Origin of the sequence: Apibacter muscae, assembly GCF_007845595.1 — a bacterium.
Taxonomy (GTDB): Bacteria; Bacteroidota; Bacteroidia; order Flavobacteriales; family Weeksellaceae; genus Apibacter; species Apibacter muscae.
The window spans coordinates 14965-41558 of sequence record NZ_SELI01000020.1; the positions used below are offsets into that span (position 1 = coordinate 14965).

General features: G+C 28.9%; 23 protein-coding genes, 1 tRNA gene and 1 pseudogene. 10 read left to right on the forward strand and 15 right to left on the reverse strand.

Annotated elements, in window-relative coordinates; genetic code table 11:
* Positions 1-311: 311 nt before the first annotated feature.
* The 3 genes from ETU10_RS07645 to dprA all read right to left on the reverse strand — a co-directional run bounded on the left by ETU10_RS07645 (position 312) and on the right by dprA (position 2695).
* On the reverse strand, positions 312-830 hold the full coding sequence (locus ETU10_RS07645; protein WP_221410378.1) for a YceI family protein: 519 nt from the start codon (positions 828-830) through the stop codon (positions 312-314).
* Positions 831-966: 136 nt separating this feature from the next.
* Positions 967-1536: a YceI family protein gene (locus tag ETU10_RS07650; protein ID WP_146311174.1), complete on the reverse strand. Its 570-nt coding sequence runs from the start codon at positions 1534-1536 to the stop codon at positions 967-969.
* Positions 1537-1609: 73 nt separating this feature from the next.
* Positions 1610-2695 carry a DNA-processing protein DprA gene (gene dprA, locus ETU10_RS07655; protein ID WP_146311176.1) on the reverse strand — a complete coding sequence of 362 codons (1086 nt, stop codon included), beginning with the start codon at positions 2693-2695 and terminating at the stop codon, positions 1610-1612.
* 257 nt (positions 2696-2952) lie between these two features.
* On the opposite strand from dprA, the gene ETU10_RS07660 reads away from it, so the two are divergent.
* On the forward strand, positions 2953-4311 hold the full coding sequence (locus tag ETU10_RS07660; RefSeq protein ID WP_146311178.1) for a WG repeat-containing protein: 1359 nt from the start codon (positions 2953-2955) through the stop codon (positions 4309-4311).
* A 10-nt stretch (positions 4312-4321) separates the two neighbouring features.
* On the opposite strand, the gene dusB is transcribed toward ETU10_RS07660, so the two are convergent.
* The 3 genes from dusB to ETU10_RS07675 are packed head-to-tail and all read right to left on the reverse strand — an operon-like array spanning position 4322 to position 6602.
* On the reverse strand, positions 4322-5305 hold the full coding sequence (dusB, locus tag ETU10_RS07665; RefSeq protein ID WP_146311180.1) for a tRNA dihydrouridine synthase DusB: 984 nt from the start codon (positions 5303-5305) through the stop codon (positions 4322-4324).
* A gap of 56 nt (positions 5306-5361) precedes the next feature.
* The gene (locus tag ETU10_RS07670; RefSeq protein ID WP_146311182.1) at positions 5362-6072 is read right to left on the reverse strand and encodes a YqjF family protein; all 711 of its coding nucleotides are present in this window, start codon (positions 6070-6072) and stop codon (positions 5362-5364) included.
* 29 nt (positions 6073-6101) lie between these two features.
* Entirely contained in the window at positions 6102-6602 is a 501-nt protein-coding gene (locus tag ETU10_RS07675) for a GbsR/MarR family transcriptional regulator (RefSeq protein ID WP_146311184.1), read from the reverse strand.
* A gap of 208 nt (positions 6603-6810) precedes the next feature.
* Between ETU10_RS07675 and ETU10_RS07680 the strand changes: the two genes are divergently transcribed.
* Together ETU10_RS07680 and ETU10_RS07685 are read left to right on the forward strand one after the other, a co-directional pair.
* The gene (locus ETU10_RS07680; RefSeq protein ID WP_146311186.1) at positions 6811-7989 is read left to right on the forward strand and encodes an acetyl-CoA C-acyltransferase; all 1179 of its coding nucleotides are present in this window, start codon (positions 6811-6813) and stop codon (positions 7987-7989) included.
* A gap of 182 nt (positions 7990-8171) precedes the next feature.
* The gene (locus ETU10_RS07685; RefSeq protein WP_146311188.1) at positions 8172-9455 is read left to right on the forward strand and encodes a DUF6080 domain-containing protein; all 1284 of its coding nucleotides are present in this window, start codon (positions 8172-8174) and stop codon (positions 9453-9455) included.
* A gap of 110 nt (positions 9456-9565) precedes the next feature.
* Here ETU10_RS07685 and ETU10_RS07690 read toward each other — a convergent pair whose 3' ends face one another.
* Together ETU10_RS07690 and ETU10_RS07695 are read right to left on the reverse strand one after the other, a co-directional pair.
* Complete coding sequence (locus ETU10_RS07690; RefSeq protein ID WP_146262652.1) at positions 9566-10879, reverse strand: Na+/H+ antiporter family protein; 1314 nt, start codon at positions 10877-10879, stop codon at positions 9566-9568.
* Positions 10880-11008: 129 nt separating this feature from the next.
* A complete protein-coding gene (locus ETU10_RS07695) occupies positions 11009-12328 on the reverse strand; it encodes an aspartate kinase (protein WP_146311190.1) in 1320 nt (439 codons plus the stop codon).
* Positions 12329-12515: 187 nt separating this feature from the next.
* On the opposite strand from ETU10_RS07695, the gene ETU10_RS07700 reads away from it, so the two are divergent.
* Positions 12516-12728, forward strand: a complete 213-nt coding sequence (locus ETU10_RS07700; protein WP_146311192.1) for a heavy-metal-associated domain-containing protein — start codon at positions 12516-12518, stop codon at positions 12726-12728.
* 156 nt (positions 12729-12884) lie between these two features.
* On the opposite strand, the gene ETU10_RS07705 is transcribed toward ETU10_RS07700, so the two are convergent.
* Complete coding sequence (locus ETU10_RS07705) at positions 12885-13142, reverse strand: hypothetical protein (protein WP_146262655.1); 258 nt, start codon at positions 13140-13142, stop codon at positions 12885-12887.
* A gap of 141 nt (positions 13143-13283) precedes the next feature.
* Here ETU10_RS07705 and ETU10_RS07710 point away from each other — a divergent pair, with 141 nt between their 5' ends.
* The 3 genes and pseudogenes from ETU10_RS07710 to ETU10_RS07720 form a co-directional block, all read left to right on the forward strand.
* Entirely contained in the window at positions 13284-13688 is a 405-nt protein-coding gene (locus ETU10_RS07710; RefSeq protein WP_146311195.1) for a helix-turn-helix transcriptional regulator, read from the forward strand.
* A 36-nt stretch (positions 13689-13724) separates the two neighbouring features.
* A complete protein-coding gene (locus ETU10_RS07715; protein ID WP_146311197.1) occupies positions 13725-14363 on the forward strand; it encodes a SanA/YdcF family protein in 639 nt (212 codons plus the stop codon).
* A gap of 12 nt (positions 14364-14375) precedes the next feature.
* Positions 14376-14579: pseudogene (locus ETU10_RS07720) on the forward strand (class I SAM-dependent methyltransferase family protein); the annotation flags it as partial.
* A 68-nt stretch (positions 14580-14647) separates the two neighbouring features.
* Here the strand turns inward: ETU10_RS07720 and ETU10_RS07725 are convergent.
* Positions 14648-14719: transfer RNA gene (locus ETU10_RS07725), tRNA-Arg, on the reverse strand.
* 125 nt (positions 14720-14844) lie between these two features.
* Between ETU10_RS07725 and ETU10_RS07730 the strand changes: the two genes are divergently transcribed.
* Positions 14845-17313 (forward strand): heavy metal translocating P-type ATPase, encoded by a 2469-nt coding sequence (locus tag ETU10_RS07730; protein ID WP_146311201.1) that lies wholly within the window; start codon positions 14845-14847, stop codon positions 17311-17313.
* Between the two features lie 83 nt (positions 17314-17396).
* Positions 17397-18359 carry an endonuclease/exonuclease/phosphatase family protein gene (locus ETU10_RS07735; protein ID WP_185145082.1) on the forward strand — a complete coding sequence of 321 codons (963 nt, stop codon included), beginning with the start codon at positions 17397-17399 and terminating at the stop codon, positions 18357-18359.
* Here ETU10_RS07735 and ETU10_RS07740 read toward each other — a convergent pair whose 3' ends face one another.
* Positions 18360-18752: a hypothetical protein gene (locus tag ETU10_RS07740; RefSeq protein ID WP_146262661.1), complete on the reverse strand. Its 393-nt coding sequence runs from the start codon at positions 18750-18752 to the stop codon at positions 18360-18362.
* Positions 18753-18855: 103 nt separating this feature from the next.
* On the opposite strand from ETU10_RS07740, the gene ETU10_RS07745 reads away from it, so the two are divergent.
* The gene (locus ETU10_RS07745) at positions 18856-19530 is read left to right on the forward strand and encodes a hypothetical protein (protein WP_146262662.1); all 675 of its coding nucleotides are present in this window, start codon (positions 18856-18858) and stop codon (positions 19528-19530) included.
* 665 nt (positions 19531-20195) lie between these two features.
* On the opposite strand, the gene tig is transcribed toward ETU10_RS07745, so the two are convergent.
* From tig to ETU10_RS07765, 4 genes are all read right to left on the reverse strand, one after another.
* Positions 20196-21548 carry a trigger factor gene (gene tig / locus ETU10_RS07750; protein WP_146311205.1) on the reverse strand — a complete coding sequence of 451 codons (1353 nt, stop codon included), beginning with the start codon at positions 21546-21548 and terminating at the stop codon, positions 20196-20198.
* Positions 21549-21799: 251 nt separating this feature from the next.
* Positions 21800-23836 (reverse strand): methionine--tRNA ligase, encoded by a 2037-nt coding sequence (metG, locus tag ETU10_RS07755; RefSeq protein WP_146311207.1) that lies wholly within the window; start codon positions 23834-23836, stop codon positions 21800-21802.
* Positions 23837-24184: 348 nt separating this feature from the next.
* Positions 24185-25297: a DUF3810 family protein gene (locus ETU10_RS07760; protein ID WP_146311209.1), complete on the reverse strand. Its 1113-nt coding sequence runs from the start codon at positions 25295-25297 to the stop codon at positions 24185-24187.
* Entirely contained in the window at positions 25298-26527 is a 1230-nt protein-coding gene (locus ETU10_RS07765) for an ABC transporter permease (protein WP_146311211.1), read from the reverse strand.
* Positions 26528-26594: the final 67 nt, after the last annotated feature.

Genomic DNA, 26594 nt, shown 5'->3' on the forward strand with positions numbered 1-26594 from the left:
TCCTTGTCAAAATTGATAATTGAAGTTTTTTTAATGTCAATTTAATTTATTTATTCCATTGAGTTAATAAATCCTATACAAAGTAGCTTTTTATACTTGTCATTTAATGAGGTTGGCTTATAAAAAATTAATGAAATTTATTAAAACGGAAAAAAATATGTCTGAAAATTTTGGCAATTGGCTGGGAATATTGAATTTGTTTATAGGGTAAGATTATTAGATTAAATAATTTTAGAGATGAATTCAAATTATTCCTTCAATTTACTTAAATAAAAGAAGTGCATTAAACGTTTAATGCACTTCTTTTTGACTTATTTCTGAGAAATATATTCAGCATTGATGATAAGTCTTACCGTATCTCCAACAACCATACCTCCAGCTTCAGTTAATTGGTTCCAAGTCAAACCAAATTCTTTACGACTAATTTTACCTGTCATTTCAAAACCGGCCCGTTGGTTATTCCAAGGATCATTAATTACCCCACCGAAATCAACATCTAGAATAATCTCTTTAGTTACATTTTTTATAGTAAGATTCCCTTTTATTGAATTGTTTTGAAGGCCAGAAGTACTATGAAAGCTTAAGGTAGGATATTGTTCCGCATCGAAAAAATCAGCGGATTTTAAATGATTGTCTCTATCAGTAATTTTAGTATTTATGGAATCTATATCCGCAGAAAATTCAAATTTTGCATTGGTAAAATCATCAGTTTCTGAAACTATTGAACTTTTAAAACTAGTAAATTCACCTGTAACCGTTGAAATTACCATGTGCTTTACTTTAAAGAATACTTCGGAATGCGAATTGTCAATTGTCCATTGTGCCATAATAATATTTTTTATTGTTTTTTTGTATAAATATAATCTTTTTAAGGATTGATGTAAGGGTTTTTGTTACGAATTTTATATTGATAATATATTATTTATGAATCTGTTTTATAATTTGAACTAATCTTAAAAGTTAAAACTAATTGGCTGTGAATTCTAAATTGGAATATATATTCACATAATCACTGACTATGTTTTCTGGGAAATTATTGCCAATTTCAAAATCTGATCTTTTAAATCTACCTGAAATAGTAAAACCGTAGGTCTTAAGATTTGTCATAGGATTTAAGATTGAACCGTTGTATTTAACTTTTAAACTAACAGGTTTTGTAATTCCGTGTAGGGTTAAATTACCTTTTAACTCATAGTTATCCTTTTTTTCTTTAATTATTGAGGTACTAACAAATTTTAGTTTAGGATATTTTTCTGCATCAAAGAAATCCGCGGACTTTAAGTGTTTATCTCTTGCCTCAATTCCAGTGTCTATGGAATTGATATCTGAAGTTACTGTAAATTTAGCATCAGAAAAATCAGGATTATTAAAATCTAAATCCACCCAAAACTTTTTAAACTCGCCATCTATGGTGGAAATCGTCATATGTGTGACGTCAAATTTTAGTTTGGCATGGTTAGGGTCTAAGGTTAATTTTTGAGCAGGAATTAAAATTGTTGTAAGTACTAAGGTAATAGTTATTAAAATATTTTTCATTGATTGTAAATTTTAATGCAAACTTATTTGTTGTATAACAAAAAATTCTTGACTTAGGATAAGAAATAATATATTATGCGATTTCAAAATATTTTCCAGGATTGGATTTAATTATATTTTTTAGTTCTAAATTTAGTAGGATGGGCATAAGTTGAAAAGTACTTAAATTAAGTTCTACAGCTAAAGTATCTATTGAAGTATTACCGTTTGTTTTTAAATATTTGTAAATTATTTCTTCATCTTCAAGCAGATTTGGAAATAGTTCCGGTTGTTTTATTTTGTTTATTGAGTCTCCTAAAAATGAAAGAATATCTTTAGGTTGAGTAATTATTTGAGCTTCTAAATTTCTTATTAATTGATTACATCCTTGGCTTGAAATATCAGTGATTCTTCCTGGTAAAGCGAAAACTTCTCGATTATAGGAATTTGCAAATTTTGCGGTGCTAATTGCGCCACCACCGTATGCTGACTCAATAATAATAGTTATGGATGATAAACCGGCTATTATTCTATTTCTCTGTATAAAATGTGTTCTTTCAGGTTTAGTATGAACCGGATATTCTGAAATTAATCCTCCATTTTTTAACATATTCATAGCCAATGATTCATGTTGAGGTGGGTATAATTGATTTAGTCCGTGGGCTAATACACCGATCGTAGGAATATTGAATTCAACGGCTTTTTTATGAGCACATCCGTCAATACCTAAGGCTAAACCGCTAATAATATTTATTTTTTTAGAGCTTAGGCATTCAACTAAATTTTCAGTGAATAATTTTCCGTAAGAAGTCATTTTACGTGTGCCAACAATGCTAATACTGGGTAAATTAAAATTTATATTTCCTTTATAAAAGAGTAAGGTGGGTGCATCTGAGCATTGTTTTAATAGAAATGGATAATTATTCTCCCATAAATGAACTATATTTATGTTATTATTCGTACATTCTTGCAACTGTTTTTCAGCTTGGGAAAAATAATTTTCATCACCGATAAATTGAATATTTGATTTTCCTAAATTTGGTATAGTCAATAAATCTTTAGGATCTGCGAACCAAGCATTTTTAGCAGATCCAAATTTATGAATCAGTTTTTTTATAAATTTTTCACCAATCTTTGGACAATTGTAAAGTGCTAGTAGATAGAGTATTTCTTTTTCCAAAGTATATTTTTTTCAATAAATCAAAAATATAAAAATAAGATAAAATTATAAGTATTAATTTAACCTAGAATAAAATTAAATGAAATATAATATTATTCAATAATTTATATTTAAACACAAATACAATAGTAGTTATTACAATATTAAATTTTCATTTTTGAATTTATGAAATTGTAAAATATTATACTGAATTGTAATTTTTCTGCGTTATCTTAAAATAGTATTTACTCAATATTTATAATTATTATCACAGAACTATGAAAAAATATGGTTGGGTCTTATTTATTTTAATTTTACATTCTTTACACTTATATAGTTTTTATTCTCCAGTTCATGATTCCACTAAAATAATTAGAAATGAAAAATTAATTATTAAAAAGAAAAAAGGGAATTATGGGGTAGTAAATGAATATGAAAATAAAGTTATAATTCCAATCTTATATGATAAAATTAAAGCCATCAATGATGATGGGTTTGCTGCTTATAAGGAAGATCAATGGATCATTTATTCTAAGGAAGGAATAATTATCTCATCTCCATATACATTTGAAAAGATTCATGTACCTATCGAAAATTTTAATGAGAATAAAATTATAGTTATAGGAAAACCCGATAAAAAATCAGAATCAGTAGTTGTATTAGTTAGCAATAAAAATGATTATACTTCTTATAAATATGACAAGATTCTTTCTATCAGCCCTTCGTATTATCATGTGCTGAAAAATGGACTTTATGGTACTTTAAGTATAGATGGAAAGGAAGTTATACCACCGTTGTATAAATCCATAGAATATATGCGTCCATCTAGAAAAGAAGATCCTTATCTAGCAAAGGTATTTGATAGTCATAATTTTGTTGGAATGATTAACATAAATACTGGTAAAGTAATCATTCCAGTGGTTTGGAATGAAATTATTCCTTTAGGTAAATCTTTTTTTAAAGTAAAAAATGGGGATAAGTGGGGGTTGATAAACTATAATAATGAGGAAATATTACCGATAAATTATACTAATATAGTTGCTTTATCTTCCCAATTCATAAAGGTTCAAGAGGAGGATGGACAAATATTTTTTGTAAGTTTAGATAACTCCCGAGGTCTAGGGGAAGATTATTTATTAAGTCAAAATTCATATAGCATTAAACAAGAGAATATGAAATTTGGAGTTGTTAAAAATGATGGTACTTTATTAGTTCCGTTTCAATACGTCCATATAGAAGATACCCCTCAAGGAGTTTTTATAGCAACTATAGAAAAAAGAAGTAAGTTATTGAATTTAAATGGTGAAGAACTAACTGAAAACTATCTAAATATTGAATTTAATGAACTCACTCAAAATTTTTTAGCACAAGATTCCAAGAAAAGATGGAAGATCATAAATTATAAAGGGGAAGTTTTATTTTCAACTGAAATAACAAATAAGAAAAAATTATTAGAGCTTCTTAATCAAACTGTAGAAGAGGAATTTACGGATTATGAGGGAATGAGTATTAAAAACGATAAAGATAGAAAAGGCTGGGCAAGTGGCATCTTGGCCGGGATAGGTACAGTTTTTGTATATTTAGCTTATGCATTAGGATATGTAGCGGTGATCTTAATTAATATTAATTATTATTAAGTTATATAATTCATAGAATATCTTTTTCTGTCAAAATCGTATCGAAAATAGAATTTAATTCATCTATACTTAGGGTGGATAATAGTTGTGATTTATAGGGTTTAAAATCAGCGATTCCTCTAAAATAATTGGAATAATGTTGTCGCATTTCAAGTAGACCTGTTCGTTCTCCTTTCCATTCCGTAGACCAAAGCGCATGTTTTTTAACTGCTTCAATCCTTTCTTTTAGTGTAGGAGGGGGGAGTAATTCTCCCGTTTTAAAAAAATGTTTTATTTGTTTAAATATCCACGGGTTTCCTATGGCTGCTCTACCTATCATTATACCATCAACACCGTATTTATTTTTAAATTCAAGCGCTTTTTCTGGAGAGTCAATATCTCCGTTTCCAAAAATAGGGATTTGGATTCGGGGGTTGTTTTTAACCCTAGCAATATAATTCCAGTCGGAATGACCTTTGTACATTTGTGAACGAGTACGTGCATGAATTGTAAGAGCTTGAATACCTACATCTTGTAAGCGTTCAGCAACTTCATCAATATTAATAGATTTTTCATCCCATCCCAAACGGGTTTTTACTGTTACCGGAAGTTTGGTACTATTTACCACTGCTTTAGTAAGTTTTACCATTAGGTCAATGTCCTTTAAAACACCGGCACCAGCACCTTTGCAGGCAACTTTTTTTACTGGACAACCAAAATTTATATCTAGTAAATCCGGCTGTACAGTCTCTACAATTTTAGCGGAAAGAGACATAGCTTCTTCATCTCCTCCAAAAATCTGTATACCAATGGGGCGTTCATAGTCAAAAATCTCTAATTTTTTTTTGCTTTTTATAGCATCTCTAATTAAACCTTCTGAAGAGATAAATTCAGAATACATTAAATCAGCACCTTCCATTTTGCAGAGCCTTCTAAAAGGAGGATCGCTTACATCTTCCATAGGAGCTAATAGAAAAGGAAATTCGGGGAAATTTATTTTGCCAATTTTTATCAAAACCTTAAATTTTTTGTAAATGTACAGCTAAAAATTAAATCTAATTATTTTTTTAACTATGAATGAATCGTTCTAAATGTTTGAACAGCTATTTCAGAACCTTCAACTAAGAATACAGAAGAAGGTTTTAGTTCATTCAATAGGGAAAAACCTTCGCCATAAAGCTCTCCAAAGTCTATTGAATAGTTGTAATCCTTTAATTGATACTTTTCCCATTTGGGGTGAGTTACTTCGTATTCAGTTGTTTTTAGCGGATTGACTTTTGTATAACCCCAATAATGTTCAGCAATAAATTCAGCCTCAGTTCCAATACCTAGTTGTTCTTTTTTAGAAGATGCAATAGCTTCCATAAAATAATTTTTATTTTTAAATTTCCAATTATATTTAATGGCTAAATTATCTTCTAAATTCCATTGGTGAGACATGGGTAAAGTTTTGTAATTTTCTTTATATAAAGTATTTGCAACAAAGGTTATTGCATTTTTAGGGACAATTTCTTTAATAAAAACAACCCCTCTTTTAACTAAGTTGCTCTCCTCTCTCTTCACATAAAAACGAAGGTTTACCTCTTCAAAATTTATATGAAAAGGGATAGGAATGCCTAGAACACGAGTGTTTAAAAACATAAAACCTACTAAGCTAACATAGCAGTTTCCATTCCATAAATCTATCTTTGTTCCTTTAGGTACAAAATCACTAATTATATCTGGAGGTATAATAAAGTTAATCATTACTAATTTTCTCCATTCAGCAGTTAAAAAATTCATAAGGTTAGGGTTTATTTAATTATAAATGATTAATTCAATAATTTTGAAATTTTATCAAAAAACCATGTGTTTTCTAGTTTAAGTATGGAATTGATAATGCGATTGGATTTTTTAGTTACCTTGTAAATTTCACCTATCACTTTTTTGAACTCTTTTCCTTCGTTAGTAGAATCATTTACTTCCTTTAATTCATTCATGATTGAAACAATGCTTTCCAATTCTCTTTTTTTTCTTTCCTTTACAATACGTTTAAACATCTCAAGAATATCTTTTTCTGCTTTAAAATATTCTTTTCTATCTCCAGGGACTAGTTCTTTAGTTATAAGATCCCAATCCAACAAAGCACGAATATTTGTATTTGCATTTCCTCTTGAAATTTTTAATTCATCCATAATTTCTTCTGTTGATAGAGCTTTTGGGCTTATTAACAATAATGCATGAATTTGTGCCATGGTACGATTGGTTCCCCATTGAGAAGCCAAAGTCCCCCAAGTTTGAATATATTTTTCTTTAGCTTCTTGTAATTCCATAGATTAAAAATAGAAAAAATATTTTAATTTTCAAATATTTCTGAAATATTTGAAAATATTTTAATTAAAGATTATATTACTATGCAAAAAAAGTAGCTGTAAAGTTTCTGATTTATGAATATTTGTACTTCCAAATAAAATAAATGTATGGTTTTGAGGTTATAATTGGTAAATTTACTTTTAATTAAACCATTCCAATATAATATACATGAAAGAAGTTGTAATAGTATCTGCAGTAAGAACCCCCATAGGAAGTTTTTTAGGAAGCCTTTCTTCTTTATCTGCTACTGAATTAGGCGCTATAGCTATCGAAGGAGCTTTAAAAAAAATAAATTTAGGTCCTTCGCAAATTCAAGAAGTTTTTATGGGAAATGTTTTACAAGCCAATGTTGGGCAAGCTCCTGCAAGACAAGCTGCATTAAAAGCAGGTTTGTCTTCTACAATACCTTGTACAACTATAAATAAAGTATGTGCTTCGGGGTTGAAGTCAGTAATATTAGGAGCTCAAACCATAAAGGCAGGAGATAATACTACGGTAATTGCTGGAGGAATGGAATCCATGTCCCAAGTTCCCTATTATATAACCAATGGAAGAATTGGAAGCAAATTTGGAGATCAAAAAATGTTAGATGGACTAATTAAAGATGGTTTAACGGATGTATATGATCAAAAACATATGGGATGTTTTGCTGATATTTGCGCCAAAGAATATGGGATTTCAAGAGTAGAACAAGATGAATTTGCAATTGCTTCCTATACTAGGGCAAAAGAAGCTTGGGAAGAGGGGAGGTTTAAGGATGAGATTGTTTCCGTCCCTGTTCCTCAAAGGAAACAAGATCCAACTGTAATATCAGAAGATGAGGAATATAAAAAAATTAATTTTGATAAGTTGAAAAGCCTTTCTGCTGTATTTTCTAAAGAAGGAACTGTAACTGCTGCGAACGCTTCTACTTTAAACGATGGAGCCTCTGCATTAGTTTTAATGTCAATGGAAAAAGCACAAGAATTGAATTTACAACCTTTAGCTAAAATTATAGGATATGCAGATGCCTCTTACGAGCCTTCAAAATTTACAGTAGCACCTTCCAAAGCAATTCCTTTAGCATTGGAGAAAGCAAATCTTTCTTTAGATCAAATAGATTATTTTGAATTTAATGAAGCTTTTTCAGTGGTAGGATTGGCAAATGCTAAAATTTTAAATTTATCATTGGATAAAATTAATGTTAATGGGGGAGCTGTTTCTTTGGGGCATCCTCTCGGGAATAGTGGTTCACGCATACTTGTAACACTTATAAATGTACTTAAACAAAAAAATGGAAAATATGGTGCAGCTGCGATCTGTAACGGAGGTGGAGGTGCTAGCGCTATTATTATTGAAAGAATTTAATGATATTTTGTTATATTGAATTATGAATGATAAAGTATATATTTATCATATTTATAATGGATTTTAATGTGACAATTAAATTATTTTAATTAAGTTGCGAGAAAATTAAAAAATATATAATAGAATTATTTTTAAATTAATATTTTACAAATATTTATAACTATTAAAAAAAACTGCATTTTATGGAAAAGCGTAAATTTACTGTCATTACAGATTATTTATCAATTCTTTTACCTAAAACCAAGTATGAATATTTAGTTTTATTATTTTCATTGATTTTATATTATCCAATTGGAGTTTATTTATCTCTTACAACTGATATTATTGATAAAGATGGTAGAGTTGATATGTACTTTGGATTTGATAATTCCATATGTTTAAAATATGGAAGTATGTTTGAAGTGACACATCCCATCAATGGAATTTTATACTTTCCTATTATTTGTTTAAATTATATTATTAATGCAGTAGGGTATAGTCCTAAAATATATACTTTAATAGTAGTTTTTTTGTGCGCTTTTTTTGTTTCCTATTCAAATTTATTCGTATATAAATATTTAACTAAAATTTTAAAATTAAATATAAAAGAAACTTTAATTATTATTTTTCCGTATACATTTTATACATGTAATTTATTACTTTCATTTACACCAGAAACATTTACTTTCTCGTTATTTTTACTATCGCTTAATATATTTTTAGTTTCTTATTTTATTTCTAATAATAAAAAAATTCATACCTTATATTATGTTTTTATAGGAACATTGATTGGAGGGCAAACCATAACTAATACGCCGAAAGCAGTGATTCCAATTTTATTTGAGAAGAATCTTAACAAAAAAAATTATATTAATGTAATTAAAAAACTCTTTATTTCATCACTATTAATTACTTTAATAATACTTGCTTCGCTTAGGTTTAGAGTGCTTGAATTTTTAGGTGTTAATATGGAGAGGGCTGAAATGTTTGCATTTCTAAAGAATTTGGAACACGGGATTCATGAATATTTTATTTCACAATTTTTTGGTGGTAATATTTTATTTCCAAGCGTTTATCTTTCAAAAACTAATGTTTGGGGTACAGAAAATTTAGGAGGAATATATTCTTATTTTTATGATTCTTGGACACAATATTTATGCATATTTGCAATAATTATAATAATATTAATTGGCATATTTAAAAATTATAATTCAAGATTAGTTTGGATACCTGTAATTTCTTTTGGTATTGATTTTTTTCTTCATATGATCTTGAAATTGGGTTTATTTGAAAGTATAATCTACGGTGGGCATTTCATATTTATTGTACCAATTCTTCTGGGATGGTCTTTCTATAGAAATTCTTCAAAAAAATATTATAATGTTTTGTGTATAGTATTAAGTATTCTAGGACTTTATATTATTTATAATAATACATTTGAAATCATTGAGTTTGTTCGTTTGGCTCAAATTGAATTTCCCCATTGATAAATATTTTACACGTAAAATATTTCTATATTAAAAAAAATCAATCTAGATATTGTAAATAATTACTATATCTAGATTGATAATATATCACAAAGACTACAAAATATTTTTTATAACATTAAGGATGCAATCCATCCGGCTAAAAAAAGAGGTATATTATAATGTATAAATGTTGGTATAACAGTGTCTTTTATATGATCATGTTGACCATCGATATTTAGCCCGGCTGTAACAGATAAAGAAGAATCAGAAGCAGGTGATCCGGTATCTCCAATGGCGCCTGCTGCACCAATTAAACATACCGTTGCCATAGGAGAAAAGCCCATTTTTATGCATAAGGGAACGTAAATTGCAGCTATTACAGGAATGGTTGAAAAAGATGAACCAATCCCCATAGTAATAATTAAACCCACAAGTAACATAAAGAAGGATGCTACAATTTTATTTTCTGAAAATAAAGAAATACTGGCGTTTACAAGGCTAGGTATTTCACCGGTTTCATTAAGAACTTCTGCGAATCCTTGGGCAGTTATCATAACAAAACCGATCATAGCCATCATTTTAACACCTTCCACAAAAGTATCATCAACCTCTTTACGCTTAATAATTCCCGTACCAACAAATAATAAAAACCCAGCGAGAGCACCTAAAATCATAGAGTTTGAATATAGTTGCACGGCAAATGCTACTACAATGGCAATCAAACATATATAAATGGATCTTTTATTTAATTTAATTTCTAGCTTTTCCGTATTTTTTATCTTACCCTCACTGTATTTTCTCGGCTTTCTGTAAGAAATAAAAATTGAAAAAAGCAACCCGAATAACATACCTAGAGCAGGAATACTCATAGCTTCCATAACGTTAACATTGGATACATCCATACCTGCTTTAGATATATTTGCCATTAGAATTTCATTTAAAAAGATATTACCAAATCCAATCGGAAGGAACATATAAGGGGTAACTAAACCAAATGAAATAATGCAGGCCATCATTCTTCGGTCTAGATTTAATTTAGCCATTACAAACAATAAAGGAGGAATTAAAATAGGTATAAAAGCAATATGGATAGGTAAAATATTTTGAGAAGAAATACTAACTAAACCAATAACGGTAATCAACAGCCATTTTATTTTAGTTTTACTACCGCCATGGGTTAGGCTATTTATAATAATGTTAGACAAGGCATGCGGCAATCCAGATTTTGAGATAGAAATTGCAAATACACCCAGCAATGCGTAAGACAATGCAATTGATGCGCCATTTTTGATTCCTTCGTTAAAGGCTTCCATAGTATGAGACAGAGACATGTTTGCTAATATACCAGCGGTAATAGATCCCACCAATAAACTAATTAAAACATGTACCCGAAGTCCTGAAAGAATAAGCATTATTAAAACGGCGATTAGAACAGCATTCATTGATTTTATTTATTTTAAATTTTAGATTTGTTGCAAATGTATTTTATTTTTAAAAAATTAAATATGGTTTAAAGTAAAAAGGCGAAAAATTAAATATTTTTTCGCCTTTTTAAATATCTACTTATCAAATTAATAGCCAAAAAGTTTATGGTTTAGAGCTTTTAATGCTTCTTTTTTATATTCGCTATCTATAACTACTGTTACATTATGTTCGCTACCTCCATACGAAATCATATGTAAAGGAATTTCTTTAAAAGCTTCAAGAATTTGCACTCCATATCCGGCTTTGTTTTTTGCTATATTTCCCACAATAGCAATGATGGTTTGATCTTTAACAACATCCACTTGTGCAATTTTTGAAAGCTCATGCACAATAGCCTCTAAGTGATTAGAATTATCTATGGTTAGTGAAACTGCAACTTCAGAAGTTGTAATAACATCAATGGATGTTTTATATTTTTCAAAAATTTCAAATATTGTTTTTAGAAAGCCATGTGCCAATAACATTCTACCACTTTTTATGGTGATTACGAATATATTATCTTTGGCTGCCACTGCACGTATTCCATCCGGCGTTTTTAAATTCCCAATTAAAGTGCCTGGAGCTTCCGGTTGCATTGTGTTTTTCAAAGCCACCGGAATTCCTCTTTTTTGAGCGGGTAGTATACACGTAGGATGTAAAATTTTTGCACCAAAATAGGCAAGTTCTGCAGCTTCATCAAAACTCAGTTCTTGAATAGGATGTGTTTTTTCCACAAATCGAGGATCGTTATTATGCATTCCGTCAATATCCGTCCATATTTGTATCTCTTTTGCATCTAAAACAGAACCAATAATGCAAGCCGTATAATCACTACCACCGCGTTGCAAATTATCAATATCTCCTTGCGCATTTCTACATATGTATCCTTGTGTAATGAAGAAATCTATATCCGGATATTTCTTCATTTCCTCTTTAATATGGTTTTCAATATAAACCATATCGGGTTCATTTTCACGAGTAATACGCATAAAATCTAAAGCTGGTAAAAGAATCGACTTTTCTCCAATTTCACTTAAATAATAATGAAACATGGTAGTACTTAACAATTCTCCTTCCGCTAGGATAACTTTCTCTTCCTTTTCTGTAAATAAAGGATATTTTAAAAAAGAACGAAGGTAATTAAAGTGAGTATTTATAAATTCTTTGGCTTTATCTAGTATGCTAGGATTCTTATATAAGTTAGCTAATTCAACTTGGTACTTTTTTTCTAAATCTTCAATTAAATCATTAGCTTTAGCAGAATTCTTTTCGTACAAAGCATTAGATATTTCAACCAAAGCGTTGGTAGTTCCACTCATCGCAGATAAAACTACTAATTTAGGCGAAAAATTTTCTGTTAATTTCGCTAAATTTTTAATACGTTCAGCACTTCCAACACTGGTGCCACCAAATTTTAATACTAGCATTTGTTATTTTTTTATAAGATCCTTACAAATATAAGTAATTGTATAGATTTGCTAGAATGATATTTATACACTTGCATTAAAATGTAATTGATTTCATAATCTGGATGAAGATATATAATTTTTTATATAGATCTTACTTATATATATTAGCATGAATTTTGCCGTAGCTAGTAAAAAAAATAGATTTATGGCAACATTAAAATTTAAAACAAATATAGATTGTGGAGGTTGTGTAAAAGCGGTTACTCCGTCTTTGTCTAAAGTGGAAGGTATTACTAAATGGGAGGTAGATACCACTAACCCAGAAAAAATTCTTACCGTTGAAGGGTCTAATGAAATAGAAGAGGAGGTGGTAAAGGCTGTAAAAAAAGCCGGATTTACGATTCAGAAGATAGAATAATCAGTAAATAAATTTTTATAATTAATGTAAAGATAAATTAGACTTTATGAATTGAACCCATAGTCATAATTTATCTTTATTTATTATTAATATTTTTGAAGAATGCTTGCTTTAAATTTTAGTATTTACTAAGATTACATTTCAAACTTTAAAATACTAATTTTCCGATATTTTATCCAACCGATCTAACAATTCAAATTCCCCATGAGGTATAAGGGATTTAGCTATTTCTAATAAATTTAAAACATCTATTATAAAATCCTTATTACATTCTTTTTTATAATTAAAGAGGTGAGATTGACAGCTATTAATAATTGATATAATATTAAAACTTAAATTTTGGAAATTTACTGCTCCGATATTCATAAAACGAAGCCCTCGGTTTTCTTTTATTTCTTTTAAAAGTGCTCCCATGTTTGAATTTTAATATACAAAAAAAGTATAACTTTATCGGATTACAAATATTGAACAGAAAAAATATAACTACAGAGACAAAATATATTTTCCGCATATTATATTTTTTATTTTTGTAAACCAATTAAATAGATATAAAATATGAATTTAGATACCACCCATAAAAGAGTACATCAAGGAAGAAATATAAAAAGATTACGGGAAATGCTAGGTGTCAAACAAGAGACATTAGCTATTGAGTTGGATGTTACCCAAGCAACTGTCTCTAAGCTAGAGGCAAAGGAAGAGCTGGAAAAGGATATGTTGGAACGTATTGCTAAGGTTTTAAAAATACCAGTGGAGGCTATTGAGAATTTTAATGATGAAGGAACTTTGAATTTTGTAGCTAATACTTTTAATAATCATGATAATGCATCTACTGTAAGCTATCAACCAACTTTCAACCCCATAGATAAAATAGTAGAATTATATACGGAGAAAGAAGTATTATATGAACGTATGATAAAAGAAAAAAATGATCTCATTGAAAGATTGCTAGAGAAGTAAACTCAATGGCCAACCTAAAACTAACTTCTAAATTTTATGAATTTCAAAAAATTATTGAAAATTGCAATAGCATTTGTTATACTACTTCTAGTAATAATTGTTCTGGCAGATTGGGCAGTTTCCCGTTTATCTAAAAAATATTTGTACGATTCAACGGAACAAATTCCGGCCAATCGGGTAGCGATGGTTTTAGGGACCTCAAAAAAACTGCAAAGCGGACAAAATAATTTATATTTTGTTTACCGAATAAAGGCAGCTGCCGATCTTTACCATGCAGGCAAAGCTACTATTTTTGTAGTAAGTGGAGATAATAGCCAGAAAGACTACAACGAATCCCAAGACATGAAAGACGATTTAGTAAAAGCAGGAGTGCCCGCCGATAGTATATTTTTAGATAATGCTGGATTGAGAACTCTGGATTCGGTTGTCCGAATGAAAGAAATATTTGGGCAAAATAAATTTACGATTGTATCGCAAAAATTTCATAACGAAAGGGCAGTTACCCTAGCTCTCCATTACGATATAGATGCCATTGGCTACAATGCCCAAGACGTTACGGCTTATTATGGATTTAAAACCATGCTTAGAGAAAAACTGGCGCGGGTAAAAATGTTCATAGACTTAATTCTAAATAAACAACCCAAATTTTTAGGCGAAAAAATAAAGTTGCCTTAGTAATAAAGTTTTATTTATACAGGTCAGCCTTGACATCCTCAATTAAAAATGATTGCTTATGTGCTGAATAGCCATCAAGATAAAGATTGGGTTATGAGAAGACGGTCTCAAAAAGAACTTGATAAGATATTTGAATATAACCAAGTGCATAAGCAAAATATGTTGATTGATGATTTTGAATACTTACCGTGTTTTGTGGAAGAGTATAATTTTTAATATTACATCTAAATATAGAAAAAGACTTAAAATATTGTTAATAAATAATTTAAGTCTTTTTATTGTTGTAGCCCCAGCGAGGATCGAACTCACATCTAAAGTTTAGGAAACTTTTGTTCTATCCATTGAACTATGAGGCCGAATTTTAATTTGGCGAATTTAAGAAAAAATATCTAAATGAACATAATTCCTAAATTTCAGAATATGGCTTAGAAATATGGAATAATTTGTGTAGATATCAATAAGTAATGAATAGCAGTATAAAATGAGTGTTGAAAACAATTTTTCTCCTAAAAAGGTAAGTTTAAGTATAGTTAATTTAAATAATAAGCATGAAATTCAAATTATCTCTGACGGAGTTAATCATTTAGATGGTGTTAAAAATCTTAAAATAGATCTTAATACCAAGAATATAAGTTTTGAGATAGATAAAGGAGAGGATCAAGCAGAGGTTATATGGGATGTGTTTAATAATTTGAAAGACCTAGGTTTTAAGATACAAACAACCAAAAAAAATTATCCAGTCTTACAGTTAAGTTGTGCTTCCTGTGCCAATAGTAGCCAAAATGTTTTAAGACTTCAGCCTGGAGTTATTTCCGCTTCTGTAAATTATGCCAATGAAGAAGCAACCATTGAGTATATTCCAAGTTTAATCACACCGGAAGATTTTAAAAAATCTTTGCAAGAAATAGGCTATGATCTGTTAATTGATGAAAGTGAGGAAGGTCAGGAAGCTTTGGAAGATATTCAAAAGAAAAATTTTCATCAATTAAAATTTAAAACTATAGCTTCCCTGTTGTTTTCCATACCTTTGGTTGTTATTGCTATGGTACCTAAACTCATGCATCAACCTTGGGCTAATTTTGCAATGTGGATTTTAGCTACTCCAGTAATATTTATTTTTGGAAGAAATTTTTTTATAGGAGCTTATAAACAAGCCAAACACCGTTCTGCTAATATGGATACATTAGTGGCCTGTAGTACGGGAGTTGCCTATATTTATAGTGTTTTTAATACTTTATTTCCACATTTTTGGGAAAATAAAGGATTGAGTGCGCATGTTTATTTTGAAGCATCTGCAGTGGTAATCTCATTTGTATTGTTAGGTAAAATACTAGAAGAAAAAGCGAAAGGAAATACCTCTTTAGCCATAAAAAAATTAGTAGGGTTACAACCTAAAGTTGTAACTGTAATATATGAAGATGGAAAGCAAGCCCAGTTACCTATTAAATCTATACAGAAAGGAATGAAAGTTCTAGTCAAACCAGGAGAAAAAATAGCAGTAGATGGCAAAGTTATTTCAGGGTCTTCATTTGTTAATGAAAGTATGATAAGTGGAGAACCCTTAGCCGTAGAGAAAATTAAAGATTCAAATGTATATGCTGGAACATTAAATGAGAAGGGAAGTTTTGTATATCAAGCGGAAAAGGTGGGGAGCGAAACTTTACTATCACAAATAATTAAATCTGTTAAAGAAGCTCAAGGAAGTAAAGCACCGGTGCAAAAAGTGGTTGATAAAATAGCTGGGATTTTTGTACCGATCGTTTTTGGTATTGCTTTTTTTACTTTTTTTATTTGGTTATTCTTTGGAGGAACCCATGGATTTATTTACGGGTTGCAATGCTTGGTAACTGTGTTAGTGATTGCTTGTCCCTGCGCCTTAGGCTTGGCAACACCCACAGCAATTATGGTAGGCATAGGAAAAGGAGCAGAATTAGGAATACTAATTAAAGATGCGGAAAGCTTAGAAGCTGCAAAGAATATTGATGTGGTAGTTTTAGATAAAACGGGAACTATCACGGAAGGCAAGCCTAAAGTATATGATTCTAAATGGTTTGTTCCAAAAGATCAGTACCTAGTAAATCTTCTTTATAGTATGGAGAAATCTTCTGATCATCCTTTGGCAAATTCTGTGGTAAAAAATTTAGAAACTGATTCTCCAAAATTTATTTCAAATATTCAATTAGAAAATATAGTAGGTAAAGGTGTTCAAATTACTTACGAAAATATAAACTATTTTGTTGGAAGTTTAGCCTTAATGAAGGAAAAACAAGTTTTAATATCTAATGATGTAGAAGAATGGATGTTGGAACAATTCAAACAATTTCGTACAGTAATATTCTTCGGTAGCGAAAGAAAAGTTTTATCCGCATATTCTATTTCAGATGCTATTAAACCATCTTCTTCTGAAGCTATCGCTTATTTGAAACAAATGGGTATTGAGGTGGTGATGCTTACGGGAGATAATGAACATACGGCTAAAGAAGTTTCTAAAACAGTTGGAATAGAAAAATATAAAGCAGAAGTTTCTCCTAAGGATAAAATTGATTATGTTAAGAAACTTCAATCAATTCAAGCACATTCAGGGAAAAATACTGTTGTAGCTATGATAGGGGATGGAATAAATGATAGCGCGGCATTGGCACAATCCGATGTAAGTATTGCCATGGGAAATGGTTCCGATGTTGCTATTGAAGTAGCAAAAATGACCATAATTTCTGGTGATTTATTAAAAGTTCCACAAGCGATAAAACTCTCCCAACGTACAGTTAAAACCATTCAACATAATTTGTTCTGGGCTTTTATATATAACCTTATAGGTATTCCTATTGCGGCAGGGATATTGTATCCTATCAATGGATTTTTACTAAATCCAATGATAGCAGGGGCAGCTATGGCACTAAGTAGCTTAAGTGTAGTAGGAAATAGTTTACTCTTAAAATATAGAAGTTAATGCTAGCGACATAGTGTTTATTTTACATGCAAATTCCAAAAAGGCAAGAAAAAAAGCTATTTTTGTTTAAAGAATTTAAACAAATGCACCATACCATAGCTTTTTATAATGTAGAGAATTTGTACGATATAGTTAAAGATAAAAATAAATTGGACGATGATTATACTTATTACGGTAAAAAATCTTGGACGTTAAACAGATACAAGCATAAACTTATAAAAATTGCGAAAACCATATCATTAATAGGGGAGGAAGAAACCAGCCGCTTACCTACATTTTTTGGATTATGCGAGATTGAAAATAAAAAAGTTATAGAAGAATTATTGAAAGAATTTCCATTTCGCGCCAATTATGGTTATGTGCATACCGATTCGTTGGATGAAAGAGGTATAGATACCGCTTTTTTTTATAACAAAGAATTTTTTACTCTTGAAAAATACGATTTTATTCGCATACCTGTTTACAACAACCAAGGGGTAAGAGATTATACTCGAGATATAACCTATGCCCAAGGAAAATTCGTTGGAAAAGACATACATTTTTTCGTTCTACATTTACCTTCAAAAAGAGAAAACGATAGCAATAAACCTAAACGTATTGTATTATTACACAAATTAAGAGAAAGAATTGATGAAATATTTAACAATGAATGTGATGCTCAGATCATAATAATGGGCGACTTAAACGAAAATCCTACAGCTGAATATTTAACTAAAGAACTTCATTGTAAAAAATATGAATCAGATTTAAATAGTACAGATTTTTACAATCCCTATGAAAATCTATATTCTGAGAGAAAATATAGTACTTATCATCACAAAAAAGGTCTTTTATTTGATCAAATCCTATTATCTGCCTCATTCTTTAATAAAGAAAGTCAGTTAATTTATAAAAAAGCTGAAATTTTCAACAAGTCCTATCTACAAAATAAAGAAAGAGGGAAATTAGGCACTCCATGGAGGACTTATACAGGAAGTAGATACCTTGGGGGGTATAGCGATCATTATCCTGTATATGTTGTCATTGAAACAGCCAATCAAGGATAATTATTTTTTTAAAGATTCTTCAGTTTTAAAAAATTTTTTCTTTAAAGAATGAATAATTTCTTTTTGAGCAGAGAAAACTTCAAAAAGAAAATCTTTATCTTTAGATTCTTCAGAATTAGAAGTTTCGGAGTATTTATTATTATCATCTACCGATTGATTATCCATAATTAGCATTTTACCTTTTCCAGTTAATAACCAAGTAGGATTTAATTCAGGAAATGTAATTAATATTTTTTCAATAGTATCTGTATGCAAGCCAGATTTATTTTTTCTTGCTCTGCCAATTAATCCAATGGATAGTCCTGCAATTTTGGTAATTTGATTATCATTAAGGCATTTAAAATCCATAAATTCAACAAGGCGATCTATGGTAAATTTAGTTTTAGTGTTCATAACTTTATTAACAACAATATAGAAAAAATTATAAATTTGTAATCAAAGATACAAAATAAGATAGATATTTATCAATATTTTTATTATCAAAATTATTTATACTATGATAAAACAAGATTTATTAGATAATATAATTGATGTTTTTCAAAAGGATGTTCATTTTGAATATATTGATTTTAAAATTAATATTATTCAAGATACTTTAAATATAACTTCATTAATTAATCCGGAGCATTATATAATGTTTCAAGATAAAAATCATTTTAAAGAAGAAAAAGATGAATATGAAATATATGGAGAATGTGTGCCTGGTCGTTATTCATCTTATGATAGTTTTACTTTAAATAAAAAAACTGATGTTTATGAAAAGATAAAAATATGGCTGGAATCATTATGGAATGAAATATCATTAAAATCACCATTAAAAATTATTGAAGAAGAACAAGAGGAAATTAATAAAATTTGTGAAAAATTTAATGATTATGAAAATGATTACTTTACTACAGAGGAAATTTTAAAAGCCAAAGAAGAATTAAATAAACTGAGAAGAATATTGGGAATTGAGATAATGAATATTGTAGATGAAGAACAAGAACAAAAAAAAGAGTTTGAAATGCTCTACAGTCATTTTGATTCTTTAGAGAAAATGCTTCCCTCATTAAGAAGAAAGGGATGGGCAAGGAGTTTAACTGGAAGGGTTTTTCACAATGTTAAGAGAGTGTTAGAACAAAGACAGAAAAAAATTCTTGAAAATGCAAATTTGAATTTTGAATTATAGTTTAAAATAGTTCTTTATAAGAAGAATTGAAAATTTTCTATATCACTTACTGGTTTTTATTAGTAAGTGACCTTGTTGTAAAATATTCAATAATATATACCACAAAAAAACTTTATTAGAACTGATTAAAAAATAAATAGGAACTAGAATTAAAAGCTAATAACATTGATATAACTAGTGGATAAACTTTTAACTAGACTAATTTCTAACATTTACAATATTTATTTATTGGGGAATAATTATTTTAATTATCTAATTTTATTAGATTTTTTTTGTTAAAATTTTTATAATTAATTGAAAAAAAACAACAAAAATGTTTGTGTTTAGAAAAAAGTCTATATATTTGTAGTGTATTAAAAAATACACCACTAAAAAACTTTATATAAGAGCTAATTTAAAATAAATAGGAACTAGGATTAAGAGCTAATAACACTAATATAACTAATAAATAAACTTTTAACTAGACTAATTTAACATTTACAACATTTATTTTTAGGGAATATTTATTTTGACCATCTAATTTATTAGGTGGTTTTTTTAGTGATACTTAATCTATATTTTGATGTTTGAAAGATACAATTCAATGTAATTAAGGATGAAAAACGATATAAAAAAAGCTAAGTAAAATATTCACTTAGCTTTTTTTATATCGTTTTATGTAGAAATTAAATTTTAGACTTAGAATTTTCTTCTTTAATTATTGAATTAAATTCTTCAAGAGGAACAATTTTTTCCACTTTTCCAATTTGCTTATCAAAAATATTAAATAGATTTTGTTGAATCAAATTGTTAGAAGCTTGACGTACTTGTTCTTCATTTTTCATAGCATTAGCAACATATTTATTCAGTTCAGCTTCAGGAATATCATTATATCCATACATTGCAAATTGCTGTTTCATTTGATCTCTAGTAAATTCAACAAGATCATTGTATTGAATGCTTATTTTATTGTCAGATAGTATTTGTCCTTCAATTAATTGATAACGTAGACCTTTTTCAGATTTTTCATATTCTGAATTGACTTCATCATCATTCAAAGGCTCTTTAGATGAATTTTTAATGTATTTTTTTAAAAATTCTTCAGGTAAATCAAAATTTATATTTTCAAAAAGCCATTCAACAGAATCATTCATGAATTTATTGTCAGACTCTCTTTTATAATAACCCTCTAATTCTTCTTTTATTTTTTCTCTTAATTCTTGTTCTGAGGAAACTTTATCTTTACCATAAACTTTATCAAAAAGTTCTTGATTTACTTCAGCTTTTGTTCTTTTCGAAGGTTTTTCTATCGTTATTTTTAATTTACCATTAAAATCGTGAGCCTGTTCGTGGGTTAATCCTAAAAAATGTTGAAGTTGATGAGGGTCATTAAAAATTTCTTGAGCATTGATTTCAATGATTTCTCCGCTTTTCTTACCTATAAATAAGTCTTTATTTTTTAAATCGTCAACTATAAAAGTAATATTAGTTTTTATTCCTTCTTCAATTGATTGATTATTTTCATCTATTTCTTCAACCTGAGCAGAGAAGTGACCGCCATCTTCAATTTGATCAACATCTATAATTTGACCCAATTGAGTTTGCATTTTCTCTATTGTTTCATTGATTTCCTTTTCGCTAGCTTCAATTTTATAATAATCAATTTTTGCTTTTGAAAGATCAACGCTAAATTCAGGCGCTAAACCTAGTTCAAAATCAAAAGTTAATTCATTTGCATTAACATCTAAATTGTCATTAGTTTTAGGTAAAGGCTGCCCTAAAATATTTAATTTATTTTCTGAAATGTAGTTACTTAAAGAATCATTTAATACTTTGTTAATTTCTTCAAAAGTTACTGCACCTTCGTATTGTTTCTTAATAATACCCATAGGTGCCTTGCCTTTTCGAAAACCAGGCATATTTAGTTTTTTCTGGTAATCTTTAAGTGCTTTTTCAACTTTTGGTTTGTAATCTTCCGGTTTAATAGTAATACTAACAACAGTATTTAAATTATCTATTTTATTCTGTGTAACATTCATTTATATATGCATATTTGATATAGCTCGCAAAGCTACAAAAAGAATTTAAAAAATGGAAATTTAATCGTTAAAGGCAATACATTGAACTATTATATCTATAATTTTATTATAGTTAATTTTTAAAACATGGGTTAAAAATAAACACACTATGATTTAAGATTTTTGTAGGTGACCATTTACTTTCTCCTCAATTTAAAAAAGCATGTCTAATTAAATAAACATGCTTAAAAATAAATTAAGAAAATTATGTTTTATTTTATTGATAAACCATTACTAAGAAATTTATCCGGGGTTAAAAAAACATGCTTACCTTCTTCATCTTTTGCTAAAAGAAGCATTCCTTGACTTTCAATTCCACGTATTTTTCTAGGGGCTAGATTTAAAAGAACGGTTACTTGTTTCCCGATCAATTCATCTGGCGTAAAGCTTTCTGCAATGCCAGAAACAATGGTTCTAATATCAACTCCTGTATCTACTTTAAATTGTAAAAGTTTATCTGCTTTTTCTACTTTTTTAGCCTCTAATATAGTACCCACTCTTAAATCAATCTTTTCAAAATCTTCAAAACTGATGATTTCTTTAGACGGTTCAGAATTTTTATTTGTCATTTGATTTATTTTTTTTGAATTTTTTAATTTCTCAATTTGGGCTTTAATTTCATCATCTTCTATAGGAGAAAAAAGTAAATCGATGGTATTTATTTTATGACCTGACGGTAAAAGAATTTTTCCTTCTTCTAAATCATTCCAAGAAACGTAATTCAAATTTAAACCATCCATTATTTTTTTTGAGGTAAAAGGTGTAAATGGTTCTGATAACTGAGCTAAATAGGCAGCTATTTGTGCAGATATATATAAACTTTCCTTGGCTTTTTCCGGATTTTCTTTAATCTGCTTCCATGGTTCTTGATCCTGAAAGAACTTATTTCCTAAACGTGCAATTTTCATTAGGGAATTAAGTCCATTTCTAAATTCATATTTTTCTAAGTAGGAAGTTATTTCTTTTGCTATTTGACTAATTTCCTTAATTTCTGGAAAATTATTAGAAATGGATACTTCTGGAATAATGCCTTCATAATACTTCTGCATTAAAACAGAAACTCGGTTAATGAAATTACCAAAAATACCTACCAATTCCGAGTTATTTTTGGTTTGAAAGTCTTTCCATGTAAAATTGTTATCTTTGGTTTCAGGGGCATTAGATAACAGAACATATCGTAGTGTATCTTGTTTATTGGGGAAATCTTGTAAATATTCGTGCGCCCATACCGCCCAATTTCTTGATGTAGAAATTTTATCGTTTTCTAAGTTTAAAAATTCGTTGGCTGGTACATTGTCTGGTAATATATATTCTCCATGAGCTTCGAGGATAGCAGGGAAAATTATACAATGGAATACAATGTTGTCTTTTGCGATAAAATGAACCAATTTAGTATCTTTATCTTTCCAATAAGGTTCCCAATCTTTTTCATTATTTTTAGCCCATTCTTTAGTAGATGAGATATAACCAATAGGAGCTTCAAACCAAACATATAATACTTTCCCATCCTCATCTTTTAGAGGGACTGGTATGCCCCAGTCCAAATCACGAGTCATAGCTCGAGCTTTTAATCCGTCATCCAACCATGATTTTACTTGTCCATATACATTGGGTTTCCAATCACTTTTATGATTTTGTAATATCCAATGGGTTAAAAATTCTTGATAGTTTTCAAGGGGCAAGTACCAGTGCTTAGTTTTTTTTAATATAGGTTTTTCTCCACTGAGCATAGAGTGAGGTTCAATTAATTCTTCAGGACTTAAGGTGGAACCGCATTTTTCACACTGATCTCCATAAGCATTTATATTTCCGCATTTGGGACAAGTACCTACAATATAACGATCGGCTAAAAATTCTCTAGATTTTTCATCGTAGTATTGTTCAATGTCTTTAGCAATAAACTTATTGTCTTTGTAGAGTTTAGTGAAAAATTCTTGAGCTGTTTCTCTATGTATATCGGAAGTAGTTCTTGAATAATTATCATAAGAAATACCCAAATCATAAAAAGTTTTTTTCATGAGTTCATGATATCTATCTACCACATCTTGGGGTGTAATTCCTTCTTTTTTTGCCCGTATGGTAATTGGTATTCCATGTTCGTCGGATCCACCAATCAATATAACATCATGCCCTTTTCTTCTTAAAAATCGAGCATAGACATCGGCAGGTATGTATACACCAGCCAAATGTCCTATATGTAATGGTCCATTTGCATAAGGAAGTGCGGTAGTAATTGTATATCGACTCATTTAAGTGTTATGTTTTTATAATATTTTTATACAGGTTAAATAATTTTTCAAAGGTACAAAATATTAAAATGGATTGTAAAAGAACCGTGATTTTGTATCGGTAAAATGATCTTGAATAAAGTTGTTAATATGCAAGATCGTATATTCAATATCAATATTAGAAGTTATATGCTTATGGGAATTCTATTTTAAATCTAATTAAAAATATAATGAAATAAGTAAATTTGTATATAAAACTATCTCTATAATATGTAATCAATGATTGAATTTATTAGAATAGTTGGTTTATTGGTGCAGTTTATTGTGTTATTTATAAAACAACCTATAGAACAATATTATATAATATTGTTATTTGCCTTTTATAAGCGCTTCATTTGTAAATAGTGAAGGATATTGTCCTTTATAAAAATTAACGATCATATTAGAAACTTGATTGTAAGCAACGATGCCTTCGTTTTGACTGTTACTACGCAAGTATGCATTATTTAAAACGGAAAAAGCGTCTGATCCTAAATCTGAGATGAGGGAATAGTATTTAATTTCTATTTCTCTATCTTTTTTCATAAGAGTGGAATAATTATTTATAATTCGATGAACAAAAGTAGAGTCGTCTATATAGATTTCTCTAAGGATGTATTGCAAGGCCTTATACTTTACACTGTATTGAAAACTTTGAATAGAAGAAGATTCTCCCATATAAAAAGCATAAAAATTAGCGTCGTCTTCTCTTGCAATTCCTGCTTGGTGTCCCATTTCATGAGCTATTGTAAATGGATATGAGGTAGGTGGTAGTCCATTTACAGTTTGTGCCTCTCCTGTAAATGGGTTGTAGTAACCTAAAACCCCAATTTTAGTAAGCCATAAGGAGAACAAAGAATTTTTAACATTACTCTTTTGTAGGGGTATTCCATAAACAGCACTTTGTTCTTGGTAAAGTTCATTAATGATATCATTGCCTATATAAAGTTCTCCTGATTTTGTAGAGGGTAATTTTTCTCTAAGCTCTATACATTCATTTAATAAATGATTGGCAACTATTTTATAATCGTCTAAATAATTATGCTCTTTGTTTTGTTGATAATTTGTAAAAGGCTTTTGACTGTATAGTAAGCCAAATGATAACATAAACCAGCCATACAAAAAATTTATAGTAAATAAAATAAATATAGAGTGCTTAATAGCTTTACTTTTTTCTTTTTTAAACAAGAAAATAATTATTTTAAATAAACTATAAATAAATAATATACCTAGCAGTATATAAAAACAATCTCCAATGGATAGTTTGAAATTTCCAAAAAAAGTATTAAATGAATATTTTATTTTCAGTAAAATAGTAAAATACCAATTTCCTCCGGTAGGATTTATACCCATCATTAAAATTTGGTAAATAAAATATTGAATGATTAAAGAAGATAAGAGTTTGGTGGGAGTTAAACTTATTTTTTTATTCAAAATTTTCATTTACTGAAACTTTAATGCTTTAATTGGAGATATTTTAGAGATTAAATAAGAAGGAAAAAGTAAAACTATTCCACTTATTACTATAGCTAAAACTGATATTATACCTATATGCCAAAAATTGATGTAAACAGGTACAGAACTAACGTAATAATTATCTGGATTTAACTTTATAATTTTGAAAATTTTCTGTATGTATAGTAAAATAATAGCAATTATATTACCTATAACAAGGCCTGGAACCATTATGATTAATGTATAATTAATAAAAATCTTTCTGATTTGGTTATTGGAAGCACCTAGTGTTTTTAGCATACCTATAGAATTGGTTCTTTCAATAATTAAGATGATTAGCACCATGATTAAATTGATGATTACCACCACCATCATTATGGTCAAAATAATAAATATGTTAGTATCAAAAATTTGAATCCAATCATTAATCTGTGAAAAAGTTGTAGTAGCTTTTTCAGCGTAGTTATTAAAACCCACTGCTTCTTCAATAGATGGAAAAACTTCATTTAACATTTCTATATCATCAATAAAAATGTCGTATCCACCAATTTCATTGGGCGACCATCCGTTTAACTTTTGAATGTGTTTAATATCACCAATTATAAATACATCGTCAATTTGCTTAATGTCAGTCCTATAAATACCTTTTACTTTGAATCTACGGTAAATGGGGGAATCATTTTCTCTTACAAAAAACATGACAAAGGATGAATCCACATCCAATTGCATTTCTTTTGCAATTTTTTCAGGCAATAAAACTTCATTATTAACTGAATCTTCAGAATATTTAGGGATTTCACCTCTTATAATAAATTCTTTAAATCTATTTCGATCAAAATCATAAGAAACACCTTTTAAAATTACGCCAGCAAAATTTTTTTCAGTTCTAATGACCCCACTTTTGGTGGCATATTGATAAACCTCAGAAACATAAGGATTAGACTTGATTTTATCAATTTCAACATTTTCTTTATTAAGTTTGGAGCTATTGTAAGAATTGTTGCTGTCATAACTTTTTATGGTAATGTGACCATTAAAATCAGCCATTTTTTGTTTAATAGCCTTTTTTGACCCAATCCCGATGGCTAAGGTGATTACTGAAACAATAATTCCAATGGCAACTGCTGTTTGACCGATTCTAATAATAATCTGAGAAAGATTCTTTTTATTACTTTTAGAAAAAGCTATTTTTTTTGATATAAACCAAGTAAAATTCAAGGTTGAAATTTTTGTTCAAAGTTAAACATTTGGCATTTATATAAATAATTTTTCGTTTGATTTCATT

Excerpts from the sequence above, each read along its gene's own strand:
- tig (WP_146311205.1), bottom strand. The coding sequence starts at position 21,548 with ATGAATGTTACACAGAATAAAATAGATAATTTAAATACTGTTGTTAGT.
- ETU10_RS07730 (WP_146311201.1), top strand. The coding sequence starts at position 14,845 with ATGAGTGTTGAAAACAATTTTTCTCCTAAAAAGGTAAGTTTAAGTATA.
- ETU10_RS07680 (WP_146311186.1), top strand. The coding sequence starts at position 6,811 with ATGAAAGAAGTTGTAATAGTATCTGCAGTAAGAACCCCCATAGGAAGT.
- ETU10_RS07675 (WP_146311184.1), bottom strand. The coding sequence starts at position 6,602 with ATGGAATTACAAGAAGCTAAAGAAAAATATATTCAAACTTGGGGGACT.
- ETU10_RS07715 (WP_146311197.1), top strand. The coding sequence starts at position 13,725 with ATGAATTTCAAAAAATTATTGAAAATTGCAATAGCATTTGTTATACTA.
- ETU10_RS07745 (WP_146262662.1), top strand. The coding sequence starts at position 18,856 with ATGATAAAACAAGATTTATTAGATAATATAATTGATGTTTTTCAAAAG.
- ETU10_RS07710 (WP_146311195.1), top strand. The coding sequence starts at position 13,284 with ATGAATTTAGATACCACCCATAAAAGAGTACATCAAGGAAGAAATATA.
- ETU10_RS07650 (WP_146311174.1), bottom strand. The coding sequence starts at position 1,536 with ATGAAAAATATTTTAATAACTATTACCTTAGTACTTACAACAATTTTA.
- ETU10_RS07695 (WP_146311190.1), bottom strand. The coding sequence starts at position 12,328 with ATGCTAGTATTAAAATTTGGTGGCACCAGTGTTGGAAGTGCTGAACGT.
- ETU10_RS07740 (WP_146262661.1), bottom strand. The coding sequence starts at position 18,752 with ATGAACACTAAAACTAAATTTACCATAGATCGCCTTGTTGAATTTATG.
- ETU10_RS07660 (WP_146311178.1), top strand. The coding sequence starts at position 2,953 with ATGAAAAAATATGGTTGGGTCTTATTTATTTTAATTTTACATTCTTTA.
- ETU10_RS07685 (WP_146311188.1), top strand. The coding sequence starts at position 8,172 with ATGGAAAAGCGTAAATTTACTGTCATTACAGATTATTTATCAATTCTT.
- ETU10_RS07700 (WP_146311192.1), top strand. The coding sequence starts at position 12,516 with ATGGCAACATTAAAATTTAAAACAAATATAGATTGTGGAGGTTGTGTA.
- metG (WP_146311207.1), bottom strand. The coding sequence starts at position 23,836 with ATGAGTCGATATACAATTACTACCGCACTTCCTTATGCAAATGGACCA.
- ETU10_RS07690 (WP_146262652.1), bottom strand. The coding sequence starts at position 10,879 with ATGAATGCTGTTCTAATCGCCGTTTTAATAATGCTTATTCTTTCAGGA.
- ETU10_RS07705 (WP_146262655.1), bottom strand. The coding sequence starts at position 13,142 with ATGGGAGCACTTTTAAAAGAAATAAAAGAAAACCGAGGGCTTCGTTTT.
- ETU10_RS07760 (WP_146311209.1), bottom strand. The coding sequence starts at position 25,297 with ATGAAAATTTTGAATAAAAAAATAAGTTTAACTCCCACCAAACTCTTA.
- ETU10_RS07670 (WP_146311182.1), bottom strand. The coding sequence starts at position 6,072 with ATGAATTTTTTAACTGCTGAATGGAGAAAATTAGTAATGATTAACTTT.
- ETU10_RS07735 (WP_185145082.1), top strand. The coding sequence starts at position 17,397 with ATGCACCATACCATAGCTTTTTATAATGTAGAGAATTTGTACGATATA.